A 21,245-nucleotide genomic window follows, 5' to 3' on the forward strand; every position below is an offset into this window, starting at 1 on the left:
TCTTAGATACAGGCAGACAGCGCAAACACCGGCAGGAAAGTCAGCGACGTTGCGGCAAGCGCGGCAATTGCTGACCAGAACGCCACGGAGTGCAGAAACCGTTTTGTGGTCGGGCTGTTGCTTGGCGTCGTCTGCGCAAGCCGTCTCGCGCCGATGGCGAAAATCAGATTTGCCAATAGGCTGAGCGCGAAGAGCAGAATGAGCACCGCGCGCTGAAGCGTGACGCCCGGCATGACAGTGACGGCCTCCCAGCCGAAACGGCAGCCGATGGAAAGCACGCTGTAGAGAGCGACGAAAGCGACCGCCCAGATCACAAATCCCCAGACGGTCAGAAGTACGCTTCGAGGGCGGATTGCGGCTGCGCTCATCCCGCCCCTCCCTGCATGGCGACAAGCATCGGCATAAGCAAAATCATGCCGATGCCGACCATGCCTGCAACAGCAGTATAATCATGCCAGAGCTTTCCGATGCGCAGATCGAGCGCGCGGCGCGCCGACAAATATCCGGCCCGACTGCGCCACACTCCATAAAGCGCAAAGACGATGCCAAGTGCGGCATGAAGCGCGCCATAGGCGAGCACCACGAAAGCCGTCGCCGCATAGGCATGTTCGGTCGGGTCCGGCACTGCGATGACGATCAAAACCACCGAAATACCCAGAGCCGCCGCGTGTGCTGCCGCGCATAGAACGAGCCACAAATCCGGAATTTTACCTACAAGCAACGTACTGAGCGCTTGCCTCCCGGCCAGCCCGGCAATGGCGAAGGCGAGAACGGCGAGTGCCGGCAGGATCAGCCCGGTCGAGATCAGTGCTGGCGGTGGCCAGTTCGGCGCGACCAGCCAGAGGAACAGCGCGCCGAACAGCAGGCTCGCATAAAGCGTGGCGTTGGCGGTCAGCGTAAAGGTCATCGCCCACCATGATGGCGGTCGAGCCGTTTCCCAATGCGGCGGTGCAAGCTGCCCTTTGCCCGCAGGTATCTCATCCATATCCTGCAGCGCGCCGGTCGTGCGCGTCCATGCAAGGCAAAGCACGAGAACCACGGCCAGCGGTATCAGCGACCAGATGTAGAATTTGAACAGCAGCGCCAGTACAAATGCGCCGGTCGCCAGTCCAGTCCAGAGCGGCAGATAGGTCGAGTTCGGCAGAACCACAATCTGCTCGATCTTGCCGGTCACCATGTCGACGCCGAGCGTTTCCATCCAGCCATTACGTGTGAAGCCGAGATAGCCATCGCCGCGCGCCAATGCGGGTCCGATCTGCGCGGGCTTCAACCTGTCGGCACGCTTGTCGACGTCGGGCAGAGAAGCAAAAGCATAGGCTGGCGGCGGCGTCGGCATCGCCCATTCGAGCGTGCCAGCTTTCCACGGGTTGCGCTGGAAATGGCTGCCGAACCGGAAATGCAGCACCACATCCATTACGAAAACGGCAAAACCGATCGCCATGACAAAACTGCCAACCGACGAGAGAAGGTTTAGCCATTCCCAATTGGCCTCTACCGGATAGGTCGAAACACGTCTCGGCATGCCGAGAAGCCCCGTGAGATGCATCATGAAGAAAGACATGTTGAAGCCAACGAAAATCAGCCAGAAGGCTGGTCCCGAAAGCCCGTGGTTTGGCACGCGACCGGTGATGTGCGGAAGCCAGTAATAGGCCGCAGCCAGCATCGGAAACACGAAGCCTCCTACCAGCACGTAATGAAGATGCGCGACGACGAAATGCGTGTCATGCGCCTGCCAGTCGAACGGCACCATCGCCAGCATCACGCCGGTCAGTCCCCCGCAGATGAAGACAGCGAAGAAGCCCAGAATATAGAGCATCGGCACGTCGAATTTCGGCCGCCCCTGCGCCAGCGTCGCCAACCACGCGAAGATTTGCACGCCGGTCGGTATGGCAACCAGTGCGCTCGCCGCCGAAAAGAACGCCAGTGCCAGATGCGGTATCCCCACCGTGAACATGTGGTGCACCCACAGCCCGAACGACAGGAACCCGACCGCGATGACCGCGACGATGATCGCGCGATAGCCGACGAGCTCGTGCCGCGCGAACACCGGCAGCATGGTCGAGATCATGCCCGCCGCAGGCAGAAAGATGATGTAGACTTCCGGGTGCCCGAACAGCCAGAAAAGATGCTGCCAGAGCAGGGCATCCCCGCCCCGCGTCGGGTCGAAAAACGGCAGATCGAAGGCGCGTTCGAGTTCGAGAAGGACCGATGCCAGTATCATCGGCGGAAAGCCCAAAAGCATCATGAAAGCGGTGACCAGCAGATACCAGGCAAGGATCGGCATCTTGTCGAGCGACATCCCCGGCGCGCGCAATTTCAGAATGGAAACTGAGATCTCCACCGCAGCAGAGATCGCGGAGATCTCGACAAATGTGATGCCGAGCAACCATATATCGGCGTTGATGCCGGGCGTATACGTGCTCGACGAAAGCGGCGTGTACATGAACCAGCCGCTGTCTGGCGCGACACCGAGCAGCAGCGCCACGATCAATATGCCGCCGCCGAAAACATAGCACCAGAACCCGTAGGCGCTGAGGCGCGGAAAGGCCAGATCGCGCGCGCCGAGCAGCTTCGGCAGCAGATAAATTGCAAAGCCCTCGAACATCGGGATCGCGAACAGGAACATCATCACCGTGCCATGCATGGTGAAAATCTGGTTGTAGATGGCAGGGCCGACAAATGCGCTATTCGGCGTCGCAAGCTGTACGCGGATCAGCATTGCCAGCAGACCGCCAATGGCAAAAAACACGAAGGCGGCGACAATAAAGCGCTTGCCGAGCACCGTGTGGTTGACGGCTGACAACCGGCCCCACCCGGCAGGCGTTTCCCATATTTCCGTCAGCGCCTTGTGCAGACGTATCGGCGACGTCTTTTTGCCGGGCTTTTTAGCCACCGTTCGCGCCCTCCGTCTCTATCGATTGCCGAAGTGCGGCGTCGTAATTTTCCGGCTCATGCGCGATTACGGTGAAGGGCATATTGCTGTGGCCCGTACCGCAAAACTCCGCACAAATGCCATGATATGTTCCGGGCCTGTCCGCCTGCAGACGGATCGTGTTGGTGTGGCCGGGTATGGCGTCGATCTTGCCGCCGAGCCTTGGAACCCAGAAACTGTGGATCACATCGCTGCTGGTCACCAGAATATCGACCGGCTGGCCTGCGGGTATGTGGAGGACCTTCGTGACACCGTTTAAGTCCGCATCGGGGTAAGAGAAATCCCACGCCCATTGCCGCGCATCCACCGTCACTTTCAGTGGTGCCGTCGCCAGCGGCTTTGCCAGCAGCCGTTCCCCCTGAAACAGCGCGAAGGTGACGAGTGCGGTCAGCACCACCGTCGGCATGACCAGCCCACCCCAGAGAATCCAGTTTTTGGCAGGAATGCTGCTGGCAAAACCCGGCCTGAAAACCGCCAGCAGGATCAGACCCAACACAGGCACAAAGATCGCCATCGCGCCCCACAGCATGACCCACCAGAGCGTTGCTATCGATTGCGCTGAAGGCCCTGCCGGATCGAGCGCTGAGAGATCGCCGCTGCATGCCGACAAAAATGCCAGCGAGGAGAATGATGCGAGTTTAATCGAAAGGGCTGTTCTCTTGCCCGCGCATGGCACTATCTTGCACGGGTGGAACCGGATGGCTTGCTTGAGGGTTCCACGCATCGAAAGCGAGGTTTTATGAACGAGACGCGTGACCGTGGAAATCCTGTTATCGAAGAGGTGATCGAGGAAGAAACGGAATCTGCCATTGCGGTCGCCGGTCACCCGATCCACGCGATGAGCGTTCACTTCCCGATTGCGCTGGTCATAGGCACGCTCGCCGTCGACGTCTTTTATTGGTGGAGCGGCGATCCATTCTGGGTACGCGTCGGCATCTGGTCGTCGGGCTTTGCGTTCGCAACCGGCGTCGGTGCCGGTCTCGTCGGCACTGCCGAACTTCTGCTGGTAAGGGGCATTCGTATCCGTGTCGCAAGCTGGACCCACGCCATCGCCGCAATCACACTCATTGCGATTGCCGGCACGAATTGGGGCCTGCGCCTCGTCGACCCCACGGCGATCCTGCCGCACGGGCTTCTGCTCTCCCTGCTTGCCAGCATTTTCACTGGTCTTGCAGGCTGGCACGGTGGCAAACTTGTTTTCGATCATGGGATTGGCCTCGTCATCTCACCCAAGGGATGAACTCCCCGACAAGGCGGCGAAGCGCACCCGGCTCGCTCATTGCATGTGGAAAGATGCTTTCCAGATCGGGCTTTGCCAGAACGACGATGAGAATTGCGGAGACAACGCCGACCGTCACGATCGTCACCGCGATGAAGCGCCAGACCGGATAGACGCTGCCCCTTTCGAACAGCCTGATGATGACCAGTCCGGTCAATATGTGCAGGGCAACAAGCAGGCCGACGAAGCCAAGCTTCAGTGAAAACCACGGCACGAACGTCCGCTGCAGGAAGATGAGTCCGGTACCGCTGGCGACTGCGACGAACGCCGCTGGGGATACGATCCCCACATAGGCGAAACGAACCAGCCCCTGCAGGCGGAATATCTGCTCCTTTTTGCGCGTATGTGCGCGCTGAACATATAGTCCCGGCAGGCAGATCAAGCCGCCGCACCAAATGCAGATCGCTGCGATATGGATGAATTTCAGCCAGACCATCAAGGCTTCGCTCGTTCCATCCCGGACCCATTTCCAAGAAAGCTGGCGAAGCGCAAAATGGCAAACAGAACATAGGGAAGTGCCGCGGGAACCCACATCAGCAGGCCCGCCAATTGCTGATCGGAAAGCGGCGACAGGCCGAACGCCATCGTGGTCGCGAAATGCTGTTCGAACAGCGGCTGCGTCGCGAATGTAAGCAGCGCGCCGAGCATGCCCATCTGAATGATACTGCCCAGTAGCAACGACATGACCGTTCCCATGCCGGTTTGCGAATTCAGGATCGCGCGCCACATCGCAATGCCCGAAAAGAGCAGCGACAATTCCATCAGCCAGTATGGCAAAGTGCCCGACAGCGCGAAGGCATAAGGCTCAGGTGTGTGCCACAGCCAGATCATCGCCGTGTGCAGAACGAACACCATCACCGGAAAGCGCGACGCACCCGATCGCGTTTCCGCAAATACGCTTGCAAGTAGAGGCGCTGCAACCCCCACCAGAAGCATGTGATGGAAAACGCGGGCGGAAAATAGTGCTGAACTCAATGCGCAGAGAGGAGAAATAAAAATCACGACGAGCAGGATAATCGCCGCCGAAAATCTCAGATTGGAGGCGCGGCCCTTCAACCCGTAAGCGGAATAAATTCCAATGAGCGCCAGAAGCGCTGCAATTACAAACGGGTCGAAATTCCAGCTCGTCCAGACGGTGTCCGGGGTCGGTGCGGGGCCACAATAAGGTATTGTCTCCCCTGCCATTATCGCTGCGCCCTCAATTCAAAACTCATAAATCAGAGTCTAGGACACGAGGCCAAAAAGACCATAGCGCGAAACGTGCTAATTCTCACACAAACGGCACGAAAAAATAGTTGGTCAGGTGGAAGAACAGTGGCGCGGCGTAAGTCACGCTGTCCATGCGATCGAGCGCCCCGCCATGGCCCTCGATCATGTGTCCCCAATCCTTCGCGCCCATCGAGCGTTTGACTGCCGACAGAACCAGCCCGCCGCAGAATCCCGCCAGCACGATTGCCGCCGCCATGCCTGCCGCCTGCAATGGCGTGAACGGCGTGATCCAGTAAAGCCCGGCACCGAGAAGCGTTGCCGCCGCGCCACCGCCGAGAAAACCTTCCCATGTTTTATTGGGGCTCACGACCGGCGCGATCTTGTGGCGGCCGAACAGCTTTCCGAAAATATACTGGAACACGTCGCTCGCCTGCACGATCGCGATGAGGAAGAACAGCAGAAGCACGTTGCGCCCTTCGAAACCCGGTATCTTTAACAGCAGCAGCGCAGGCGCATGGCTGATGCAATAGACCGTCAGCATCAAGGCCCATTGAACCTTGGCGGTGCGCGTCAGGAACTCTTCCGTTTCATGTTTCAGAACTGCGAGAACAGGCAGGAGCAGAAACGCGTAAACCGGGATCGTGACCGAAAAAAGCGCCTGCCAGTCGATGCCGATCAGCACATATTGCAGTGGCAGAAACACGTAGAATGCGAAGGCAAGTGCGGTGTGATCTGCCGGTCGCGTCGGCGTCAGCGATACAAATTCGCGCAGGCAGTAGAACGAGGTCAGCGCGAAAAGCACCAGCGTCACCACCTTGCCGAAGGTGAACGCGACCGCAAAAATCGCGACCATCATCCACCAGGCGCGAATGCGCTCGTTGAGATTTTCGACCGTCGCGCGGCCTTCCGGCGTTGTGGCGCGGCTTTGCAAATAATAGCCTACCAGCGATGCGGTGATGAGGATCGTCACCAATCCGGCAAAGAGAATGAGAAGCGTGCTGTCCACGTTACGCGAGCTCCACAAGCGCCGCACGCGCGCGTGTCAGAAACGCGTCCTTCTCCTCACCCGATTCCAGATGCAGCGGCTTGCCGAAGCGGACATGACACGAGATCGGGATCGGCAGGAATGCACCGCGCGGAAACGCTCGCGACAGATTTTGCAGATAGACCGGCACAAGCTCCGCATCTGGAAACTGCGATGCCAGCCAGTAAAGGCCGGATTTGAAAGGCCCCGGAAGCTTCTCGCTGCCGCGCGTGCCTTCCGGGAAAATGATCAGCGAATGCCCGCGCCGCAATTCTTCTTCGAGCGGCAAAAGCTTTTCCTTTGCCGAGGCACCGACGCTGCGATCGACCAGAACCGAATTCAGCAGGCCGATGGAAATCGCCCGGCGCAGACGGTCCTTGCCCCAATAATCGGCAGCCGCGACCGGATGCGTGGTCGCGCGAAGCTGTTTTGGCATCGCGGCCCAAAGCAGAACCGTATCGAGATGGCTGCCATGATTTGCGAAGTAAATCCGCTGTCTGCGCGACGGTTTGGTGCCGACCCATTCGGGCCGTCCGCCGACAAGAAACCGTGCAAGCCCGACAAGAATATCGTCGATCATCGCGCGCCTTCCTTCATCCGGTCCATCATGCGCGCAATGCGGCGAAAGACCGTTACGACAGTTCCGATGACCACAATGCCAAGGATTATTTGCGCGCTGAACAGCGATTGAAACAGGGTTACTTCGAGGAAGGCGATCACCGCGCCAATCGTCAGCGCCGCCATGCGCTGCGGCTTTGCCATCGGCCCGCGAAAATCCTGTCCTAGACCTAGCGCAGCGCCGAACGCGCGGAGATAGGCAGTGAGAACGGCAAGAAGAGCCGCTGTGAAACCCAGCTCCGGCAGCCCCGCTGCATAACCGAAGCCGATCAGCAGAAAGCTGTCTTCGAAGCGGTCTGGAATTTCGTTGTACAGCGCGCCGGTCGGCGATCCCTTGCCGCCCTCCACCGCAACCATGCCGTCCAGAAGATTGCACAGCAGACGCAACTGAACGAACAAGGCGCCAACCAGAAACAGCCACGGCATTTGCGGCGCATAGGCGAAAGCCAGCCCGCCGATTGCGGCAAAAACAACGCCTGTCAGCGAGATGCCGTTGGGTGTGGCTGAGCTGCGGGAGAGAAATTGCGCAAGACCTTGCGCCCAGCGCGTGCCGCGCGAAGCAAGCGGCCTGCGATCCTCGCTGGCCTTATCGAGACGATCGTCCATCGCTCTGCCCCACCCTACTAATATGAATACGCCGCACCGTGGTCCTCATTGCAAATGAAGCCTGAGCGATGTGCATAATGCAATCAATACAGCTAAAAAATCAAGATGTTGATTTTATTGTATTTTCCAGGCTTCGAGCTAAGAGAAATTCCGCAGAGAGTCAACGTCCATCGAACGCCAATACGATGGATTCAGACCTCGCAAATCAAAAGAAAAGGCCTGAAAACGGCAGGCGATTGATTTCGGGCCTGCCAAACAAATACCCTTGCATAAGATTGATGCCGATGTCGCGCAGCGTGGACATCTCCAACGAAGTTTCCACGCCTTCTGCAATAAGCGTGACAGAAAGTCGGCTGCAGACATCGATTGCGCTCGTAACAATCATCTGTCGGACCAAATCTGAATCGATGCCTCTTATCAGCCCCATGTCGAGTTTGAGGATATCGGGCTTTAATTCGATGAGAGTGTTGAGGCCATTGTAGCCGGACCCGAAATCATCAAAGGCAATCAAAGCACCGCGATCCCGGCACTCGGAAAACCAGCGGCGCGCGCCGCGAAAATTTATAATGGGCTCTTGTTCGGATATTTCAAAAATGAGCCGGTTTTCGGCAAGCCCCGCCATACGAGCGGCACCCGTAGTCGAATGCAATCCATAATGTTCATCACCAATCGCAGCGGATGTGACGTTGAGACTGAGGCGTGCGGGGATATCCAACGATTGTGCCACCTCCACAGCCCGGTTTCGGCAGGCGGCATCGAACGCGCTGAAATTTCCAGTTCGTGCATGCGCAATGACTGATGCAGCACTTTCGCCATTCGCGCCACGCACCAATGCCTCATGGGCATAGGGCCGGCCCCACCGTGTCACGTCAACGATGGGTTGGAAGGCGATGGCAAATTCGTAACTCTGCCATTCATTGTCGAGATTCACTTCCATGAACGATTGTCGCCTAGCAAATGTTGACCGCAGCTTCGGCAAACGGCCCTGCCCCGCACGATCTGTTCTCAGTTGGGCTGACTACCGGGATGGCGTTCCCATATTGCGAGGGACGGTGTTAGCGCCACCAGCCTGCTCCCACCCCCGACGAACATATGGGAGAGCATCTTTCATTCCACTCGGACAAATTATGCTTGCAGCGAGAGCGGGATTGTAGCGCGGATCAGCAAAGCAACGAGATCTGCTTGTCTGTGCGTGTGCGTCTTCTGAAACAAATTCTGAAGATGAAAGGTAATCGTCGTTTGTTTGACACCAAACTCCTCGCCTATTTCCTCCAGCCGTTTTCCCGCGACCAGCGCGGCAGCCAACCTTGCCTCCGCAGTGGTGCAGCCAAAAAGCGAAGCCAAGATTGTAGGGGAGATATCGGTTCGCATATCAGGATCAATCACGAGCGCGACGGCATGACGCGAATTGCTGCCCGGCAAGTTGAGCGAAGATAGTTGCAACACGAGCGGATGACCTTCATTCCGCTCAAGGGCCAGTGTCTGCGACGATCCGACGTCGCGAAGAACGGAGGCAAGCGCGGTTCTGATTGACTGCGCGGAATTTGGCGATCGGGCGAGCAAGCCTGTGGGTGTAACCGCCAATCCATCGGCCTGCTCGGCCAATCGGCGTCCGGCCTCGTTGGTCATGCGAACTTCACCAGTTTCAGCGAGCAGAAAGATGCCGATCGAAAGCCTGTCTAGCGCGGCAGCAAGAGCAGCGAGCGTCACTTCCCCTTCTCTGACCGCTTGTTCGATAATCCGATGTTGTTCGCGCTCCAGCCCCTTGAGCAGAGATTTGCGAACCCGATCGACCAGCCGCAGACGTGACTTGATCGTTGCCAGTAGATCATCGAAGTCTACCGGCTTGACGAGATAATCATCAGCACCTGAATTTTTCCCGTTAAGAACTTCCGAGCGGTCGGCCAGCGCGGTAAGAAAGATAAAGGGCACTTCCGCGAGATCGGGCATATCACTTCGCAATCTTGCCATAAGTTCATAGCCGCCGACCTCCGGCATTGTAATATCACACAGGATCAGGTCGGGCCGCACCGACGCGATCTTCTCGAGCGCCTCGCGGCCATTCCCTGCCTGGATGACGTCGTAGCCCGCCGCGGTCAGTTCTTCCGCGATATCTGCTCGAAGATCGATCTCGTCTTCAACGTAAAGGATGACCGCGGTGTGAGAAGGTATTTCATCCGACGCTTCGACCGGCTCCAACATCGTCATGCCGCTATCTCCTCTCTGGGAATGCTGAGTATGAAGGATGAGCCGCCGCCCTTGCGTGGCTGGACTTCGACGTCACCGCCATGCAGGCGCGCGATCGTGCGCGCGACGTGCAATCCGATGCCTGTCCCCTCCACGCCGGCCGATGTCGAGGCACGAAAGAACCTCTCGAACAGTTTCGGACGTTCTTCCTCAGGAATACCAACGCCGCGGTCACAAACCTTGAGGCGAATCCACTGTCGACCGACATAGGCTGATACGTCCACCGGGTCAGGTGCGGCCGAGTATTTGATGGCGTTTGAAAGAAGATTGGCGATCACTTGGTCGACCAGAAGCGGATCGCACGACACCAATGGGGGCAAGCCGTTGAGCTTTAGACGAAATTTGCGATCTGGTGCTGTTTCTTTCTGCCGTTCGCAAGCCTCGATCACCAGCTTGCCCAGATCGCAGCGGCGCATGGCGACATCGATCTGTCCCGCGTCCACTTTCGCAGCGTTCAAGGTGCTCGATACGAGGCGTGTCAACCGCAGAGCCGCTGCGCGGATCTTGCCCGCACGCTCATGTATTTCGCTCTCATCCATTTCCTTGCCGCGGCGGATCATCCGTTGAGCACTGGAATCGACAATGGAAAGCGGCGTCCGAAACTGATGCGATACCATTGAAACGAAGCCCTTATAGAGCTCACGCAGATCGGTTTCCCGCTTGAGGGACTCTTCCAGGTCTTTTGTCCGTTCCCGAACGATCGTTTCCAGTTGGTCACGATGCTGGACAATTTCCAACCGGGCCAAATGTGCATCGGTAACGTCGCGAAAAAAGAGAATCCCACCGATGATCGTATCGCCCGACATGATCGGATGGGTGAATTTCTCCACATAACGTTTGCCGCCAGGAATGGCATGGGCCGGCATATGCAGGCTTATGCCCTGAAGCGTCTCGCGCATCATTTTCATCATGATGTGATCGTCGGAAAGACGGTACGCTTCCGGTATCAGGCGGCCGACGGCGCCGGTGCCTTCAAGGACAGGAAACATCTTTCCCAAGGCCGGGTTCCAGTGCGTGCAGCGAAAGTCCCTGTCGAAGGCCACCACTCCGTCACCGCTCGATTCCAGCAAAAGTCGCGAGAAGTCGCGATCGCGCCTTAGCGCGTCCTCGGCCTTGGCCGCAGAACGCAAGCTCGTCATAAGGCGAACAACGATGAAGACACCACAGCCAAGAATGAGCAGAACTGCAACGATCGCTTCCAGGAGAAGGTATCTGTACTGATCGCGCCGCTCTGCGACGGTGTCGCGCTCCTTGATCATGATCTCATTGGAAGCGGATCTGAAAGCGGCCGCATCCAGCAGCAATCTTTCCAGCATTTCTTGCGGGATCGCAGATCGTGAAGCAATCAGTGTTTGCACCCCGCCTTCAAATGACTGAAGATTTTTATGTCCTGCCGCGACGACCTCGCTTCCAATGGCAGTCGTGAGCCCTCGGCCTAACGATCCTTCGGAGAGTATTGCGAGGCGGCTGAAGACGATGTCGAGTTGGTGGCGAAGTCTTTCTGAATCTTCAGCGGCTTTATTACTCTTGTTCCATGCATACGCTTCAAGCACGAGGCGCTGTTCTTCATATTGCGCCTGCGCAAGCGCCCAGAGAAGATTTTCGTTAACTCCACTGGACAAGTCTTTTTCCGTTTGAACAAGCCGCTGCAATGCGAACGCCAGAAGTAATGCAAAAGTCACCACGGCGATCAGAGTAAATGCATAGACAGCCCGCTTCCCCACCGTCCCGCTCATCGAACCTCAATTCTATTCAACTGCCAAACCCACCGATGATCGTAGCGCTCATCTTGAATTCTGGGAATAGAGTCGCGGGGATAGACGACCCAGATAGGTCCTTTGTCACGGGGCGATAGCCGCACGCCGTTCATTCGAATGGCCAGTAAAACACCGAATTCAGCTGCGTCTGACGCTGGAATTTCGACCTGATAGTCGTTCAGGGCCTTTACCAGAAGCGTCTTTGCATTCGCTGCGCCAACACGACGGAGCAGATCACTTAGCAAGATGCCTTCGAAGCGCATGCGCCCTTCGGTCCACGGGGTGGTTGTCTCGATCTGGTGTTGCGGCAGTGACATCAGCATCTTCTCATCGAAGACTGCCACGCCTTGGCAACTATCGATCCCCAAATTCCCGGTCAACGTCAGCAATACAGGCCCGAGTGGCTGGCAAGAACTTTGAGCGGTTGCACTTTGTGCCAGGAAGACTGTCAGCAATATAACCAACAGAGAATTGGCAAGTCGTCGGCAAATGCCGAATTCTTTCTGGCGTAGAACTCGCCTCATTTCAGCTTGTCTTTCGATTCTGGTGAATGGGATCAGTTGCGATCCAATCTAAATCCACGAATCTTTTCTCACCCCCTCTGAACGACGGGGGCAGCGGCTTGCATCGTGATTTATGGGCGCTTCGACAGATGCCAGATACTCACAACTTCTTTAGGAAAAATCATGAAAACCGCATTGATCGTAATGCTTTGCCTGGCCGTGGCCGGGTGTAGTCAAACAGCGGAAGGGACTGCCCCTTCCGCAACAAATACCGGAAAATCCGCTGTCGCCCGAGCCGGAACTCAGAAGACAGCAGCCAAGAAAGAAGACGCCTGCCGAGATGCAATACAGGCTCAGTCGAATGCCGCGATGCTTGGCGGAGCGCTTGGCATGGTCGGAAGCCTGGGCGGCTTTGGCGGCCGCGGCGGCATGGTTGCGAGCCACGTCGCCTCTACCGCTGGCAATGTCGTGGCTACCAGCCAATCGGCCAAGGCGCGGGCGGGAGTACAAAGCGAATGCTATTGATCAGAACAATCGGACAGAGAAGCGAACCTCACCGTATCGATAACAGGTCGCCACGCGGATGGCTGCTTACCTCGACCTTGACTGTTTTCATGGCAGCTTCCGGTTTTCTCGTAACACCGGCCGCCGCACTGAGTGTCAGGGAGGCCCAGGCAGTCGTCGTCGTTCTCGAAGAACTCACGTCGGAAACCGGAGACACGGTCTACTACGATGAGGAGGCCGCGGAAGAATGGTACCAGATCGACGATGAGACATCGCAGCGGATAGCCGCCGCCGGCTTTACCCGCGAGACATGGAAAGACGCGTTCGATCAGACCATGCTCGGTTTTTTGGCTTCTATCCCTTCATCTGAATTCGATCAGATGTTCGAGGAATTCGTTCAGAAAATCGACGCCTTGGTCGAGTTGACGGACGAGCAGAAGCAGGAAGCCACCAATGCTTGGCGCGATCAGACGAACTCGTTCGAACAGTTTCGAAAACGTGGCGCGAAGTATGCGGCTGTCGTCAGCCCCTATGAGTCGCGGCTTCGCAAACTCGCATTTCAACGCTGAATCCAACCCGATGCATTACTTTCCGCTACGCCCCCTATTTTCACATGGGGCGCAGTGGATGTCGCGTTGATAAAGCCGGTCGAAGTTTAACCGGGTTGTCGGCAAATGCGCGATTCACTGACTAGCTATAAATCGAAATCACCGATCCGTCGCGACGGTCCCATCCGCATCGCTTTCGAACGCGGCCCCCATCCGTCACCTGAAACCTATCCTGCACACCGAAGCGCCGGAAGCGGCTTTGACCGCGCCGCACCGCGCATCTGACTCATCTGCATTCGAGAGCAATTCATGACCGATATTTGCCGTCTTTATCGTTCCGCTTCATTCTCCAGAAAAAGCCGCCTGCTTTGTGCAACGGCGCTTGTCGGGGCGTTGGTGCCGCTGGCTTCCGCGCATGCGCAAAACTATCATCGATATACAACGACCAGCACATATAGCGGCGAAGTAGTCATCCCTAACTCTTCCGGCTTCTATCTGCAGGCTGCTCAGGGCGTTACCGGCACCTATACCGGCAACATGTCATTAGGACCTGGCAGCGGGCTCTATTTCGGGTCTCAGGCCGCGGGTAACGAGGGAACTGTCATATTCACTCCTGAAAGCATCATCTCACGAGGCGACGGGCAGAACCCGATAGGAACCGTATATATCAATAGCGGCACCGTGCGCTTTGGTAATGACATAGCACGCAATTATTTCAGTCAGTCAGGCACGCGTTTCTATGTCAACTATAACGGTATCCTCGATCTGGCCGGCGTTGATCAGCATATTTACTGGTTGGGTGCTCTTACGCCTCTCGCGGCAGGCGTTGTTCTCAACAATGTCGCCGGTTCTGTTGCTACCTTGTCCCTCACCGGAGGAAACATAAACGGCACACTACACGATGGTGCAGGCGTGCTCAAATTACGCAAAACGGGAAGTGACACCCTTCGTGCAGGCGGGTTAAGCACCTACTCAGGTGGTACGGAGATTAGTTACGGCATCATTGAGATGTCACACGCCGACGCGCTCGGGACCGGCGCGATTGAGTTCACGTCGAACGGGGCCTCCGCTGCAAGTTTGGCTTTCCGCCTGACCGACGAGAGCATTTCCGTCGCTAACGACATGATCATCACTGGCAATGCGGGCGCGATGTTCAATGTCGACGCTGGTCGCTCTGCAACGCTTAGCGGTAATATTTCCGGGGGGGAGCTGATCAAGTACGGCTATGGAACACTTACGTTGACCGGCCAGAACACCTACACAGGCGGAACGGGCATTCAGTACGGAACGCTCGTTGTTGACAGTGCCGGTGGTCAAGGTGCGATTGCCGACAACTCCACACTGACAGTCGGAGCATTTGGCACGCTTCGGCTCGCGCAAAGCGAGGTCATCGATCGTGTGGTCGCCAACGGTCGAACCGTCCTCGACAGTGGCACAAGGCTCACCGTGGGGCTATTTGGCGGTAATTCCGAGTTTCGCGACATAATTTCCGGCGATGGTATGTTGGTAAAGGAAGGCACCGGTTCACTCGAACTGATTACCGGTTCGAGTTTCACCGGCGGCACATTCATCAATGGCGGAAGAGTTCTTGCGGCTAGAAACCAATCATTCGGGACGGGATCGGTCAATTTCAACCGGCCGCCGAACGGCCACAACGTCCTCGAAATCTCGAACGGCGTAACCATTTCGAACGATATAAACGTTGCGTCTCAACTGACGCTCCAGAACAACGGCTTCAGCACGCTTGCCGGCACGATTAACGGCAATCGGGGCCTTGAGATCATCAAAGTCGGGCAAGGCACGATCAGCCTGTCGGGCATCAGCGAAAACGTCCCTCAGGCCGTCGTTCGCGAAGGCGCGCTGTCGTTCGACGGTCGCTACGGCGGCGATACCAGAGCGGAATTCGGCGGAACGATAACCGGATCGGGTACCATCGACGGCGATGTCGTGATCGCCGATGGCGGGCGTTTGCTTGGGCGCTACGACCAGACGCTGACAATGGGAAGTCTCACGCTTAGCGATGCTTCCGATATCGAGATACTGGTCGATGAACCAGGCGATCAGGCATTTTTCGAAGTTCTCGGCGATCTTACGCTGGATGGGCGTCTGCATCTCCGCGATGACGGCATTGGCCGGATGGGCGAAGGTGTCTACCGGCTGTTCAACTATGGGGGTCTGCTGACCGATAACGGCCTGGACGTTGCCTCCATGCCGGAAGGCAGCGAATTCGACATCGACGACGTCGAAATTCAGACGGCCATCGACAAGCAGGTCAATGTCGTCGTTGGCGGCAACGAGCCGGGGCCTGGTCCCGATCCGCGCCCGAATGTCCAGTTCTGGGACGGCGCCAACACCGTTGCGGACGGAGCCATTTCCGGCGGCAATGGTACTTGGCGCAGCGGTACGACCAACTGGACCCGCACCAATGGCGACATCAATGATAGCTGGGGCGGTCGCTTCGCCGTTTTCCAGGGCACCGCAGGCACTGTGACTGTGGATAATGGCAGCGGCGACATCTCGGTGACGGGAATGCAGTTCGCGGCAGACGGCTATCGCATTCAGGGCGGTGCGATCACACTCGGCGCGGAAGAGACAATCATCCGCGTTGGCGATGGATCGCGGGCAGGTGCAGACTATACAGCTACCATAGCTTCACAACTGCGTGGAGACGGTGCGCTCGTCAAAGACGATCTCGGTACGCTCATCCTGACCGGACAGAACAGCTATCGCGGCGACACGATCGTGCGGGCTGGCACGTTGGTGGGCAATACGAACAGCATCAAAAACAATATCGCGAGCAACGGGCATGTCGTGTTCGATCAGGCATCGAACGCTGTATTCGACGGTCAAATCGCAGGCCGCGGCACAATGGCGAAGCGAGGTGACGGAGAATTGACCCTTGCTGGCCGCAACGCGCTGGATTGGTCCATCGAAAGCGGCGGGCTGATTTCCCGCACCGACCTCTTCGGCGGTAATGTCTCGATAACAGACGATGCATTCATGCGCTTCGCGCAGAACGCAAGTGGAACCTATCGCGGCACCGTTGCGGGTTCAGGTTCGTTCCAGATCGCCACCGGCAACGACAATTTTCTGCGCCTAACCGAAGATAGTTCGGCATTCACCGGCCAGACCTCGGTGACAAGCGGCGGGCTGCTCGTGGAGGGTAAACTCGGCGGTTCTCTCTCGATGGGAACAGGAACCATTCTCGGCGGCAACGGTACGGTCGGCACGACCTATATCGGTTCCGGCGCGACCGTCTCCCCCGGTAATTCGATCGGCACGCTTACGGTCAATGGCAACTTTACCCAGGCAGCGGGCAGCACCTATCTTGTGGAGGTCAACCCGGAAGGCGAAGCGGACCTGATCGACGTTTCCGGTGAGGCCGTTCTTGAAGGCGGCACGGTGCGGGTGGAAAATCTCGGCGGCAGTTACGGAAGCGATGTTCGCTATACCATCCTGACCGCTGACGGCGGAGTAGCCGGCACATATGCCGAACTCGACCACGCCATGCCGTTCCTTACGCTCGGCCTCGACTATGACGCAATAAATGTCTACCTCGACGTAAGCCGCAACAATGTTGCCTTCTGCGACGTCGCGACCACCCGCAACCAATGCGCGACAGCCAAGAGCGCCGAAGGTCTCGGTGCGGGCAACAAGGTTTACGACGCGATCACCGGTCTTGGCAGCGAAGGCAGCGCCGCGCGCGCATTCGACCAGCTTTCGGGCGAACTCCACGCGTCGGCAAAGACGGCGTTGCTGTCTGACAGCCGTTTCATCCGTGACGCCGCAACCAACCGCATCCGTGCCGCCTTCGGCGATGCAACCCTCGCTGCTCCCCCAGTGATGGCATATGGCGCAGTCGGCACCGAGTTCGCTCTGGCAGACACCGATACTTTTGCACTCTGGACCCAGGCCTTTGGCTCCTGGGGCCATTGGGATGGCGATGGCAATGCTGCGCGCTTCTCCCGCGACACCGGTGGCCTGCTGATCGGCGGCGATGCTTTTCTAGCCGATTGGCGTGTCGGTCTCCTGACCGGATACAGCCATACGAGCTACTCGCTGCCCGATCGTTCCTCATCGGGATCGAGCGACAATTATCATCTCGGCCTCTATGGAGGCACGCAGTGGGGCAAAGTCGCCTTCCGTTCAGGTCTCGCCTATTCTTGGCATGATTTCGACACGTCCCGCTCGGTCGTTTTTCCGGGCTTCTCCGAGACCCTTAAAGGATCCTATCACGGGGGCACCTTCCAGGCCTTCAGTGAACTCGGCTATCGTTTCGATGTCGCAGCCGGCACAAGCCTCGAACCTTTCACCAATCTGGCTCATGTGAACCTGCGCACCGGAGGCTTCACCGAAACCGGCGGGTCGGCCGCCCTCACCAGCGCCAGCCAGGCGACAGACGCCACCTTCACCACGCTTGGGCTTCGCGCCGCTCATGGCTTTACACTCGGCACCACCCACGCAACTGCACGCGGCATGCTTGGCTGGCGGCATGTTTTTGGCGACACCAAGCCGACGGCGGTCCATGCCTTCAACGGAGGTGAAGCCTTCACCATCGCGGGCGTGCCGATCGGCAAGGATGTCGCCCTAGTTGAAGCGGGTTTCGATTTTGCAATTTCGCAGGCAGCGACCCTCGGTGTTTCCTACAACGGGCAATTTGCATCCGGAACGCAGGATCAAACCGTAAAGGCAAACCTCAATCTGAAGTTTTAGAAACGACAGCACCGGCCTCGCCCGCTGCGGGGCCGGTCAGGGCCGACAAGGCCATAGCAGAAGCACCCTTAACGGCGTTCAGAATCTGGTCCGCCCACTGCGCGGCAGCTACCAAACAACGAGGTTATTTAATGAAGCTTCCGAGCGTCAGAACGCTGCTCGCGATTGGCCCGATGGCAGTCGCAGCAATTGCACTGGCACACTCCGGCCTATCGTCGCCCCAAGCTTTCGCTTTTGCCCGCAGCGAACCTATATCGCCAGTCGATCCAAAGGCCGGGAAGCATCCCGTATTGTTGGCTCAGGCGGACATGGCACAGTCCAGCTTACCGGGAGGCGCCTCGTCGTTAAAGGAATCCTATCAAGATTGGCAGGTCTCCTGTGCGGCACAGGGCGTCGACAAACGATGCGTGATGTCACAGCAGCAGGCCGATCCGAAAACACGCCAACGCGTTTTAGCCATTGAGCTAAGCGCCGATGCTTCCGGAAAGGCAAATGGTGCAGTGGTTCTTCCATTCGGTCTGGCGCTGGACGCTGGCGTATCGATAACGGTAGACGAGGCTGCCGATGCAATCAGTTTGCGCTTTCGGACCTGCCTCCCTGTAGGATGCGTCGTCGCGCTCGAGCTGAAAGAAAATCTTGTTGCAGCCATGCGAAACGGTACCTCCCTGCAGATCACTGCAACGCCTTCAGAAAACGACCAGCCCGTCAGCTTCTCCGTTTCTCTGAAAGGCTTTTCGTCGGCGCTCGACCGCACCCTGGCTCTCAGTCAGTAGGTGGCGTTAGATCGCTCACAAGCAGAGCCGACACTCGCAACAACGGTGTAAAAAGCCCGGCTCATGCTGCCTGCTCCTTGTTCGCCACGGCCGGACTCTGGAAGACCTCCCTGGCCGCAAACAACCCGTTCAAAGCCGCAGGAAAACCGGCATAAACGGCCATCTGCATGATGATTTCGACGATTTCGTCGCATGTCAGGCCTACATTCAGTCCCGCCGCGATGTGAACCTTGAGTTGGGGGGCGGCATTTCCCATTGCGGTCAGCGCGGCTATCGTTGCGATCTCCCTCGACTTGAGATCAAGGCCAGGGCGGCTGTAGATATCACCAAAAGGAAATTCCAGGAGGTAGGTCGCGAAATCGGGGGCTATATCGGCCAGCGCGGAAACCACTTTCTCGCCAGCATGACCATCAATTTCAGCGAGCGCGCGCTTGCCGCGCTCCAATCGGCTTTCGCCGGTATTCGGGTAAATCTGCGTCATATTCCTTCATCCTCGTTTGAGAGCCGGAGTATCCGGCAATCTTGGTGTCGAGGACGACAAGTGAGGCTTGAAGTTCAGTGATGGTCGAACGCACGCGTTCGCGATGCCGTTCAAGCAGTTCCATACGCGCGGCTTCTGTGACCGGCCCCGCTTCCCTCAATGCTGCATAATGCAGCATTTCCCGGATTGGCATCCCGGTCGCCTTCAGGCGTCCGAGAAACGCGATCCAGGTGAGGATCGAAGCATCATAGTCACGCTGGCTCGAGCGATCGCGGTCAGCATAGGGAAGCAGCCCGATCCGCTCATAATAGCGAATTGTATGCGCAGACAATCCCGAGCGTTTCGCCAGTTCACCAATCTTCATAGCTACTCTCATTCGTCACGACGAAACGGAGGCTAGGTCTTTGAGTGCACTCTAAGTCAAGCGCCAAATATTATTGGCTCATCGCAAATTAAGCGCGTCGCGCAAATCTATCGTACCACTCGAAAGCTGGCGATGCCATCATTGGCGAGCTGTGCGACGAGTTGCAGCTCCCAGTCGATATAGCCTTGCATATTGGCGCGCGCATTATCAGTGCCTTCGTAAGGCCGCTTATAGACATCCGTCGGCTCGGACAGCCATTGCGGCTCTGTTTCCAGTGCAAGACCCGCTTCCGTCCATGCCGCTGTGCCGCCTGCAAGCAACAATATCTCTCTTGTAACTGCCGATTTTGCCTCGGATAAATTGGCGGCAGCAACCCGGCCGTCAGGCGAGGTCAAGACAATCGGACCCGCTCCCGGCAACTGCGCAAGGTCGCGCGCCAGTTCAGGCCCCGATACGAGCCATGCGCCAGGGATGTGGCCTTTGCCGTAGGCAGGACTGCGTGCAAGATCGACGACAGTCGCGTCAGCAAGTGCTTGCAGTTCCGAGACCGAGACGGAAGGTCCTTCGGGAAGATTCGATTGCGTGGACCGGGGTTGTGGAAAGGAGCCGGGCAGTTCCGCATCTTCGGAAAGAACCGACACATCCCATCCCATCTGAAGCAGCCATGATGCCGCCATACGAGCTCTCACCCCGTCATCGTCATAGAGCACGACCCGTGCACCGCGAACTCCCAGCCATTCGTCGGTGGCCTGAACCAACTGTCCGCCCGGCGCAGAAGCGAAACCGGCTGGATGATCTTGCGCAAACTCGACAGGATCACGCACGTCGAGCGTATAAAGCGTACGCTCTTCTGCTTCTGCGCGGAACCGGGCAAGCTCTGCCGCATCGATTGTTGGAACGCCGACATGCTGCGCCCATCGGCTGGCACGTTCGCGCGCACGAGCACGCGCCTCAGCTGTTGGAGTTGAAACACGCGCAGTTTGCCGTGTGTTCAATTCCAAGCCTTCAAGCGTCCAGCCGATCGTGCCGTTGCGCAATGCCACCACCCTGTTCGGAACGCCCGCGTTGAGAAGGCTTTGCGTGCCGATGATGCTGCGGGTGCGCCCCGCGCAATTCACGATGATCAGCGTGTCGGGAGATGGTGCAATATCGTGAATGCGATAGACAAGTTCCCCGCCCGGCAGACTTTGGCCACGCGGAATGCTCATCGTGTTAAATTCCTCGAAGCGGCGTGCATCCACCACAACGACGTCCTGCTCGGTATCGAGGATACGTTTCGCTTCACTTGCAGGAAGCGAAGGCGTGTGACGGATAGACTCGACCAGTTCGCCAAACGCCTTTGAAGGTACGTTGACGTCGCGGTAGACCTCACCAACCTTTGCATAGGCTGAAAGGCCGCCTTCAAGGATCGCGACATCACTATAGCCGAGAGCCGCTATTCGTTTTTCTGCCCGGATCGCAAAGCCTTCACCATTGTCATAAACGACGATCGGAGCCGACAGTCTCGGCACCAGAGGAGGTAGCTTGGACTCGATCTCACTGACCGGCAGGCTGACTGCGAAAAGCGGGTGAGCATCGGCGAAAGGTCCCTCCTCACGCACGTCAAATAGCGCAATCTCGCGCCCCTCGAGCCAGAAAGAACGCAGTTCACGCGCTGTGATTGTCTTGGTCATCGTGATCCTATGGT

At 57.7% G+C, this 21,245-nt stretch carries 20 protein-coding genes; 5 read left to right on the top strand and 15 right to left on the bottom strand.

Going from position 1 to position 21,245, the window contains the following annotated elements:
* Positions 1 to 2 precede the first annotated feature (2 nt).
* From ABFT80_RS10105 to coxB, 3 genes are read right to left on the bottom strand one after another with little or no spacing between them, the layout of a single operon-like run.
* A complete protein-coding gene (locus ABFT80_RS10105; RefSeq protein ID WP_347971768.1) occupies positions 3 to 368 on the bottom strand; it encodes a hypothetical protein in 366 nt (121 codons plus the stop codon).
* Positions 365 to 2,893: a cytochrome c oxidase subunit I gene (gene ctaD, locus ABFT80_RS10110; RefSeq protein ID WP_347971769.1), complete on the bottom strand. Its 2,529-nt coding sequence runs from the start codon at positions 2,891 to 2,893 to the stop codon at positions 365 to 367. Before ctaD ends, ABFT80_RS10105 begins: the two co-directional genes overlap by 4 nt.
* Positions 2,886 to 3,542 carry a cytochrome c oxidase subunit II gene (gene coxB, locus ABFT80_RS10115; protein ID WP_347971770.1) on the bottom strand — a complete coding sequence of 219 codons (657 nt, stop codon included), beginning with the start codon at positions 3,540 to 3,542 and terminating at the stop codon, positions 2,886 to 2,888. Before coxB ends, ctaD begins: the two co-directional genes overlap by 8 nt.
* 129 nt (positions 3,543 to 3,671) lie before the next feature.
* On the opposite strand from coxB, the gene ABFT80_RS10120 reads away from it, so the two are divergent.
* Positions 3,672 to 4,172, top strand: coding sequence for a DUF2231 domain-containing protein (locus ABFT80_RS10120; RefSeq protein ID WP_347971771.1), 501 nt, complete (start codon positions 3,672 to 3,674; stop codon positions 4,170 to 4,172).
* Here the strand turns inward: ABFT80_RS10120 and ABFT80_RS10125 are convergent.
* The 9 genes from ABFT80_RS10125 to ABFT80_RS10165 all read right to left on the bottom strand — a co-directional run bounded on the left by ABFT80_RS10125 (position 4,153) and on the right by ABFT80_RS10165 (position 12,061).
* Positions 4,153 to 4,647 (bottom strand): CopD family protein, encoded by a 495-nt coding sequence (locus ABFT80_RS10125; RefSeq protein WP_347971772.1) that lies wholly within the window; start codon positions 4,645 to 4,647, stop codon positions 4,153 to 4,155. The genes ABFT80_RS10120 and ABFT80_RS10125 overlap by 20 nt on opposite strands.
* A complete protein-coding gene (locus tag ABFT80_RS10130) occupies positions 4,647 to 5,396 on the bottom strand; it encodes a cytochrome c oxidase assembly protein (protein WP_347971773.1) in 750 nt (249 codons plus the stop codon). Before ABFT80_RS10130 ends, ABFT80_RS10125 begins: the two co-directional genes overlap by 1 nt.
* Before the next feature lie 85 nt (positions 5,397 to 5,481).
* Positions 5,482 to 6,426, bottom strand: a complete 945-nt coding sequence (locus ABFT80_RS10135) for a phosphatidate cytidylyltransferase (RefSeq protein ID WP_347971774.1) — start codon at positions 6,424 to 6,426, stop codon at positions 5,482 to 5,484.
* Position 6,427: 1 nt separating this feature from the next.
* Positions 6,428 to 7,024 (bottom strand): lysophospholipid acyltransferase family protein, encoded by a 597-nt coding sequence (locus ABFT80_RS10140; protein WP_347971775.1) that lies wholly within the window; start codon positions 7,022 to 7,024, stop codon positions 6,428 to 6,430.
* On the bottom strand, positions 7,021 to 7,668 hold the full coding sequence (locus tag ABFT80_RS10145; protein ID WP_347971776.1) for a CDP-alcohol phosphatidyltransferase family protein: 648 nt from the start codon (positions 7,666 to 7,668) through the stop codon (positions 7,021 to 7,023). Before ABFT80_RS10145 ends, ABFT80_RS10140 begins: the two co-directional genes overlap by 4 nt.
* A 205-nt stretch (positions 7,669 to 7,873) precedes the next feature.
* A complete protein-coding gene (locus ABFT80_RS10150; protein ID WP_347971777.1) occupies positions 7,874 to 8,605 on the bottom strand; it encodes an EAL domain-containing protein in 732 nt (243 codons plus the stop codon).
* A 188-nt stretch (positions 8,606 to 8,793) separates the two neighbouring features.
* The gene (locus ABFT80_RS10155; RefSeq protein ID WP_347971778.1) at positions 8,794 to 9,876 is read right to left on the bottom strand and encodes a response regulator; all 1,083 of its coding nucleotides are present in this window, start codon (positions 9,874 to 9,876) and stop codon (positions 8,794 to 8,796) included.
* Positions 9,873 to 11,651 carry a sensor histidine kinase gene (locus ABFT80_RS10160; protein WP_347971779.1) on the bottom strand — a complete coding sequence of 593 codons (1,779 nt, stop codon included), beginning with the start codon at positions 11,649 to 11,651 and terminating at the stop codon, positions 9,873 to 9,875. Before ABFT80_RS10160 ends, ABFT80_RS10155 begins: the two co-directional genes overlap by 4 nt.
* The gene (locus ABFT80_RS10165; RefSeq protein ID WP_347971780.1) at positions 11,648 to 12,061 is read right to left on the bottom strand and encodes a molybdopterin-dependent oxidoreductase; all 414 of its coding nucleotides are present in this window, start codon (positions 12,059 to 12,061) and stop codon (positions 11,648 to 11,650) included. Before ABFT80_RS10165 ends, ABFT80_RS10160 begins: the two co-directional genes overlap by 4 nt.
* 297 nt (positions 12,062 to 12,358) lie before the next feature.
* On the opposite strand from ABFT80_RS10165, the gene ABFT80_RS10170 reads away from it, so the two are divergent.
* The 4 genes from ABFT80_RS10170 (at position 12,359) to ABFT80_RS10185 (ending at position 18,713) form a co-directional block, all read left to right on the top strand.
* Positions 12,359 to 12,700, top strand: coding sequence for a hypothetical protein (locus tag ABFT80_RS10170; RefSeq protein WP_347971781.1), 342 nt, complete (start codon positions 12,359 to 12,361; stop codon positions 12,698 to 12,700).
* Entirely contained in the window at positions 12,691 to 13,248 is a 558-nt protein-coding gene (locus ABFT80_RS10175) for a hypothetical protein (RefSeq protein WP_347971782.1), read from the top strand. Before ABFT80_RS10170 ends, ABFT80_RS10175 begins: the two co-directional genes overlap by 10 nt.
* Positions 13,249 to 13,536: 288 nt before the next feature.
* The gene (locus ABFT80_RS10180; RefSeq protein WP_347971783.1) at positions 13,537 to 17,940 is read left to right on the top strand and encodes an autotransporter family protein; all 4,404 of its coding nucleotides are present in this window, start codon (positions 13,537 to 13,539) and stop codon (positions 17,938 to 17,940) included.
* Positions 17,941 to 18,071: 131 nt separating this feature from the next.
* Entirely contained in the window at positions 18,072 to 18,713 is a 642-nt protein-coding gene (locus ABFT80_RS10185; protein ID WP_347971784.1) for an invasion associated locus B family protein, read from the top strand.
* Positions 18,714 to 18,774: 61 nt separating this feature from the next.
* Here ABFT80_RS10185 and ABFT80_RS10190 read toward each other — a convergent pair whose 3' ends face one another.
* From ABFT80_RS10190 to ABFT80_RS10200, 3 genes are all read right to left on the bottom strand, one after another.
* On the bottom strand, positions 18,775 to 19,194 hold the full coding sequence (locus tag ABFT80_RS10190; RefSeq protein ID WP_347971785.1) for a carboxymuconolactone decarboxylase family protein: 420 nt from the start codon (positions 19,192 to 19,194) through the stop codon (positions 18,775 to 18,777).
* The gene (locus tag ABFT80_RS10195) at positions 19,130 to 19,558 is read right to left on the bottom strand and encodes a MerR family transcriptional regulator (RefSeq protein WP_347971786.1); all 429 of its coding nucleotides are present in this window, start codon (positions 19,556 to 19,558) and stop codon (positions 19,130 to 19,132) included. Before ABFT80_RS10195 ends, ABFT80_RS10190 begins: the two co-directional genes overlap by 65 nt.
* Positions 19,559 to 19,665: 107 nt before the next feature.
* Positions 19,666 to 21,231: a rhodanese-like domain-containing protein gene (locus tag ABFT80_RS10200; protein ID WP_347971787.1), complete on the bottom strand. Its 1,566-nt coding sequence runs from the start codon at positions 21,229 to 21,231 to the stop codon at positions 19,666 to 19,668.
* Positions 21,232 to 21,245 lie beyond the last annotated feature (14 nt).

Source organism: Foliimonas ilicis (genome assembly GCF_039939195.1).
In the GTDB taxonomy this organism is placed as follows: Bacteria; Pseudomonadota; Alphaproteobacteria; order Rhizobiales; family Rhizobiaceae; genus Foliimonas; species Foliimonas ilicis.

Bases quoted from the DNA above. Each gene is read 5' to 3' on its own strand.
- ABFT80_RS10105 (WP_347971768.1), bottom strand. From the start codon at position 368: ATGAGCGCAGCCGCAATCCGCCCTCGAAGCGTACTTCTGACCGTCTGG.
- ABFT80_RS10195 (WP_347971786.1), bottom strand. From the start codon at position 19,558: ATGAAGATTGGTGAACTGGCGAAACGCTCGGGATTGTCTGCGCATACA.
- ABFT80_RS10200 (WP_347971787.1), bottom strand. From the start codon at position 21,231: ATGACCAAGACAATCACAGCGCGTGAACTGCGTTCTTTCTGGCTCGAG.
- ABFT80_RS10120 (WP_347971771.1), top strand. From the start codon at position 3,672: ATGAACGAGACGCGTGACCGTGGAAATCCTGTTATCGAAGAGGTGATC.
- ABFT80_RS10180 (WP_347971783.1), top strand. From the start codon at position 13,537: ATGACCGATATTTGCCGTCTTTATCGTTCCGCTTCATTCTCCAGAAAA.
- ABFT80_RS10125 (WP_347971772.1), bottom strand. From the start codon at position 4,647: ATGGTCTGGCTGAAATTCATCCATATCGCAGCGATCTGCATTTGGTGC.
- ABFT80_RS10140 (WP_347971775.1), bottom strand. From the start codon at position 7,024: ATGATCGACGATATTCTTGTCGGGCTTGCACGGTTTCTTGTCGGCGGA.
- ABFT80_RS10185 (WP_347971784.1), top strand. From the start codon at position 18,072: ATGAAGCTTCCGAGCGTCAGAACGCTGCTCGCGATTGGCCCGATGGCA.
- ABFT80_RS10150 (WP_347971777.1), bottom strand. From the start codon at position 8,605: ATGGAAGTGAATCTCGACAATGAATGGCAGAGTTACGAATTTGCCATC.
- ABFT80_RS10130 (WP_347971773.1), bottom strand. From the start codon at position 5,396: ATGGCAGGGGAGACAATACCTTATTGTGGCCCCGCACCGACCCCGGAC.
- ABFT80_RS10160 (WP_347971779.1), bottom strand. From the start codon at position 11,651: ATGAGCGGGACGGTGGGGAAGCGGGCTGTCTATGCATTTACTCTGATC.
- ABFT80_RS10190 (WP_347971785.1), bottom strand. From the start codon at position 19,194: ATGACGCAGATTTACCCGAATACCGGCGAAAGCCGATTGGAGCGCGGC.
- ABFT80_RS10155 (WP_347971778.1), bottom strand. From the start codon at position 9,876: ATGACGATGTTGGAGCCGGTCGAAGCGTCGGATGAAATACCTTCTCAC.
- ABFT80_RS10175 (WP_347971782.1), top strand. From the start codon at position 12,691: ATGCTATTGATCAGAACAATCGGACAGAGAAGCGAACCTCACCGTATC.
- ABFT80_RS10145 (WP_347971776.1), bottom strand. From the start codon at position 7,668: ATGGACGATCGTCTCGATAAGGCCAGCGAGGATCGCAGGCCGCTTGCT.
- ABFT80_RS10170 (WP_347971781.1), top strand. From the start codon at position 12,359: ATGAAAACCGCATTGATCGTAATGCTTTGCCTGGCCGTGGCCGGGTGT.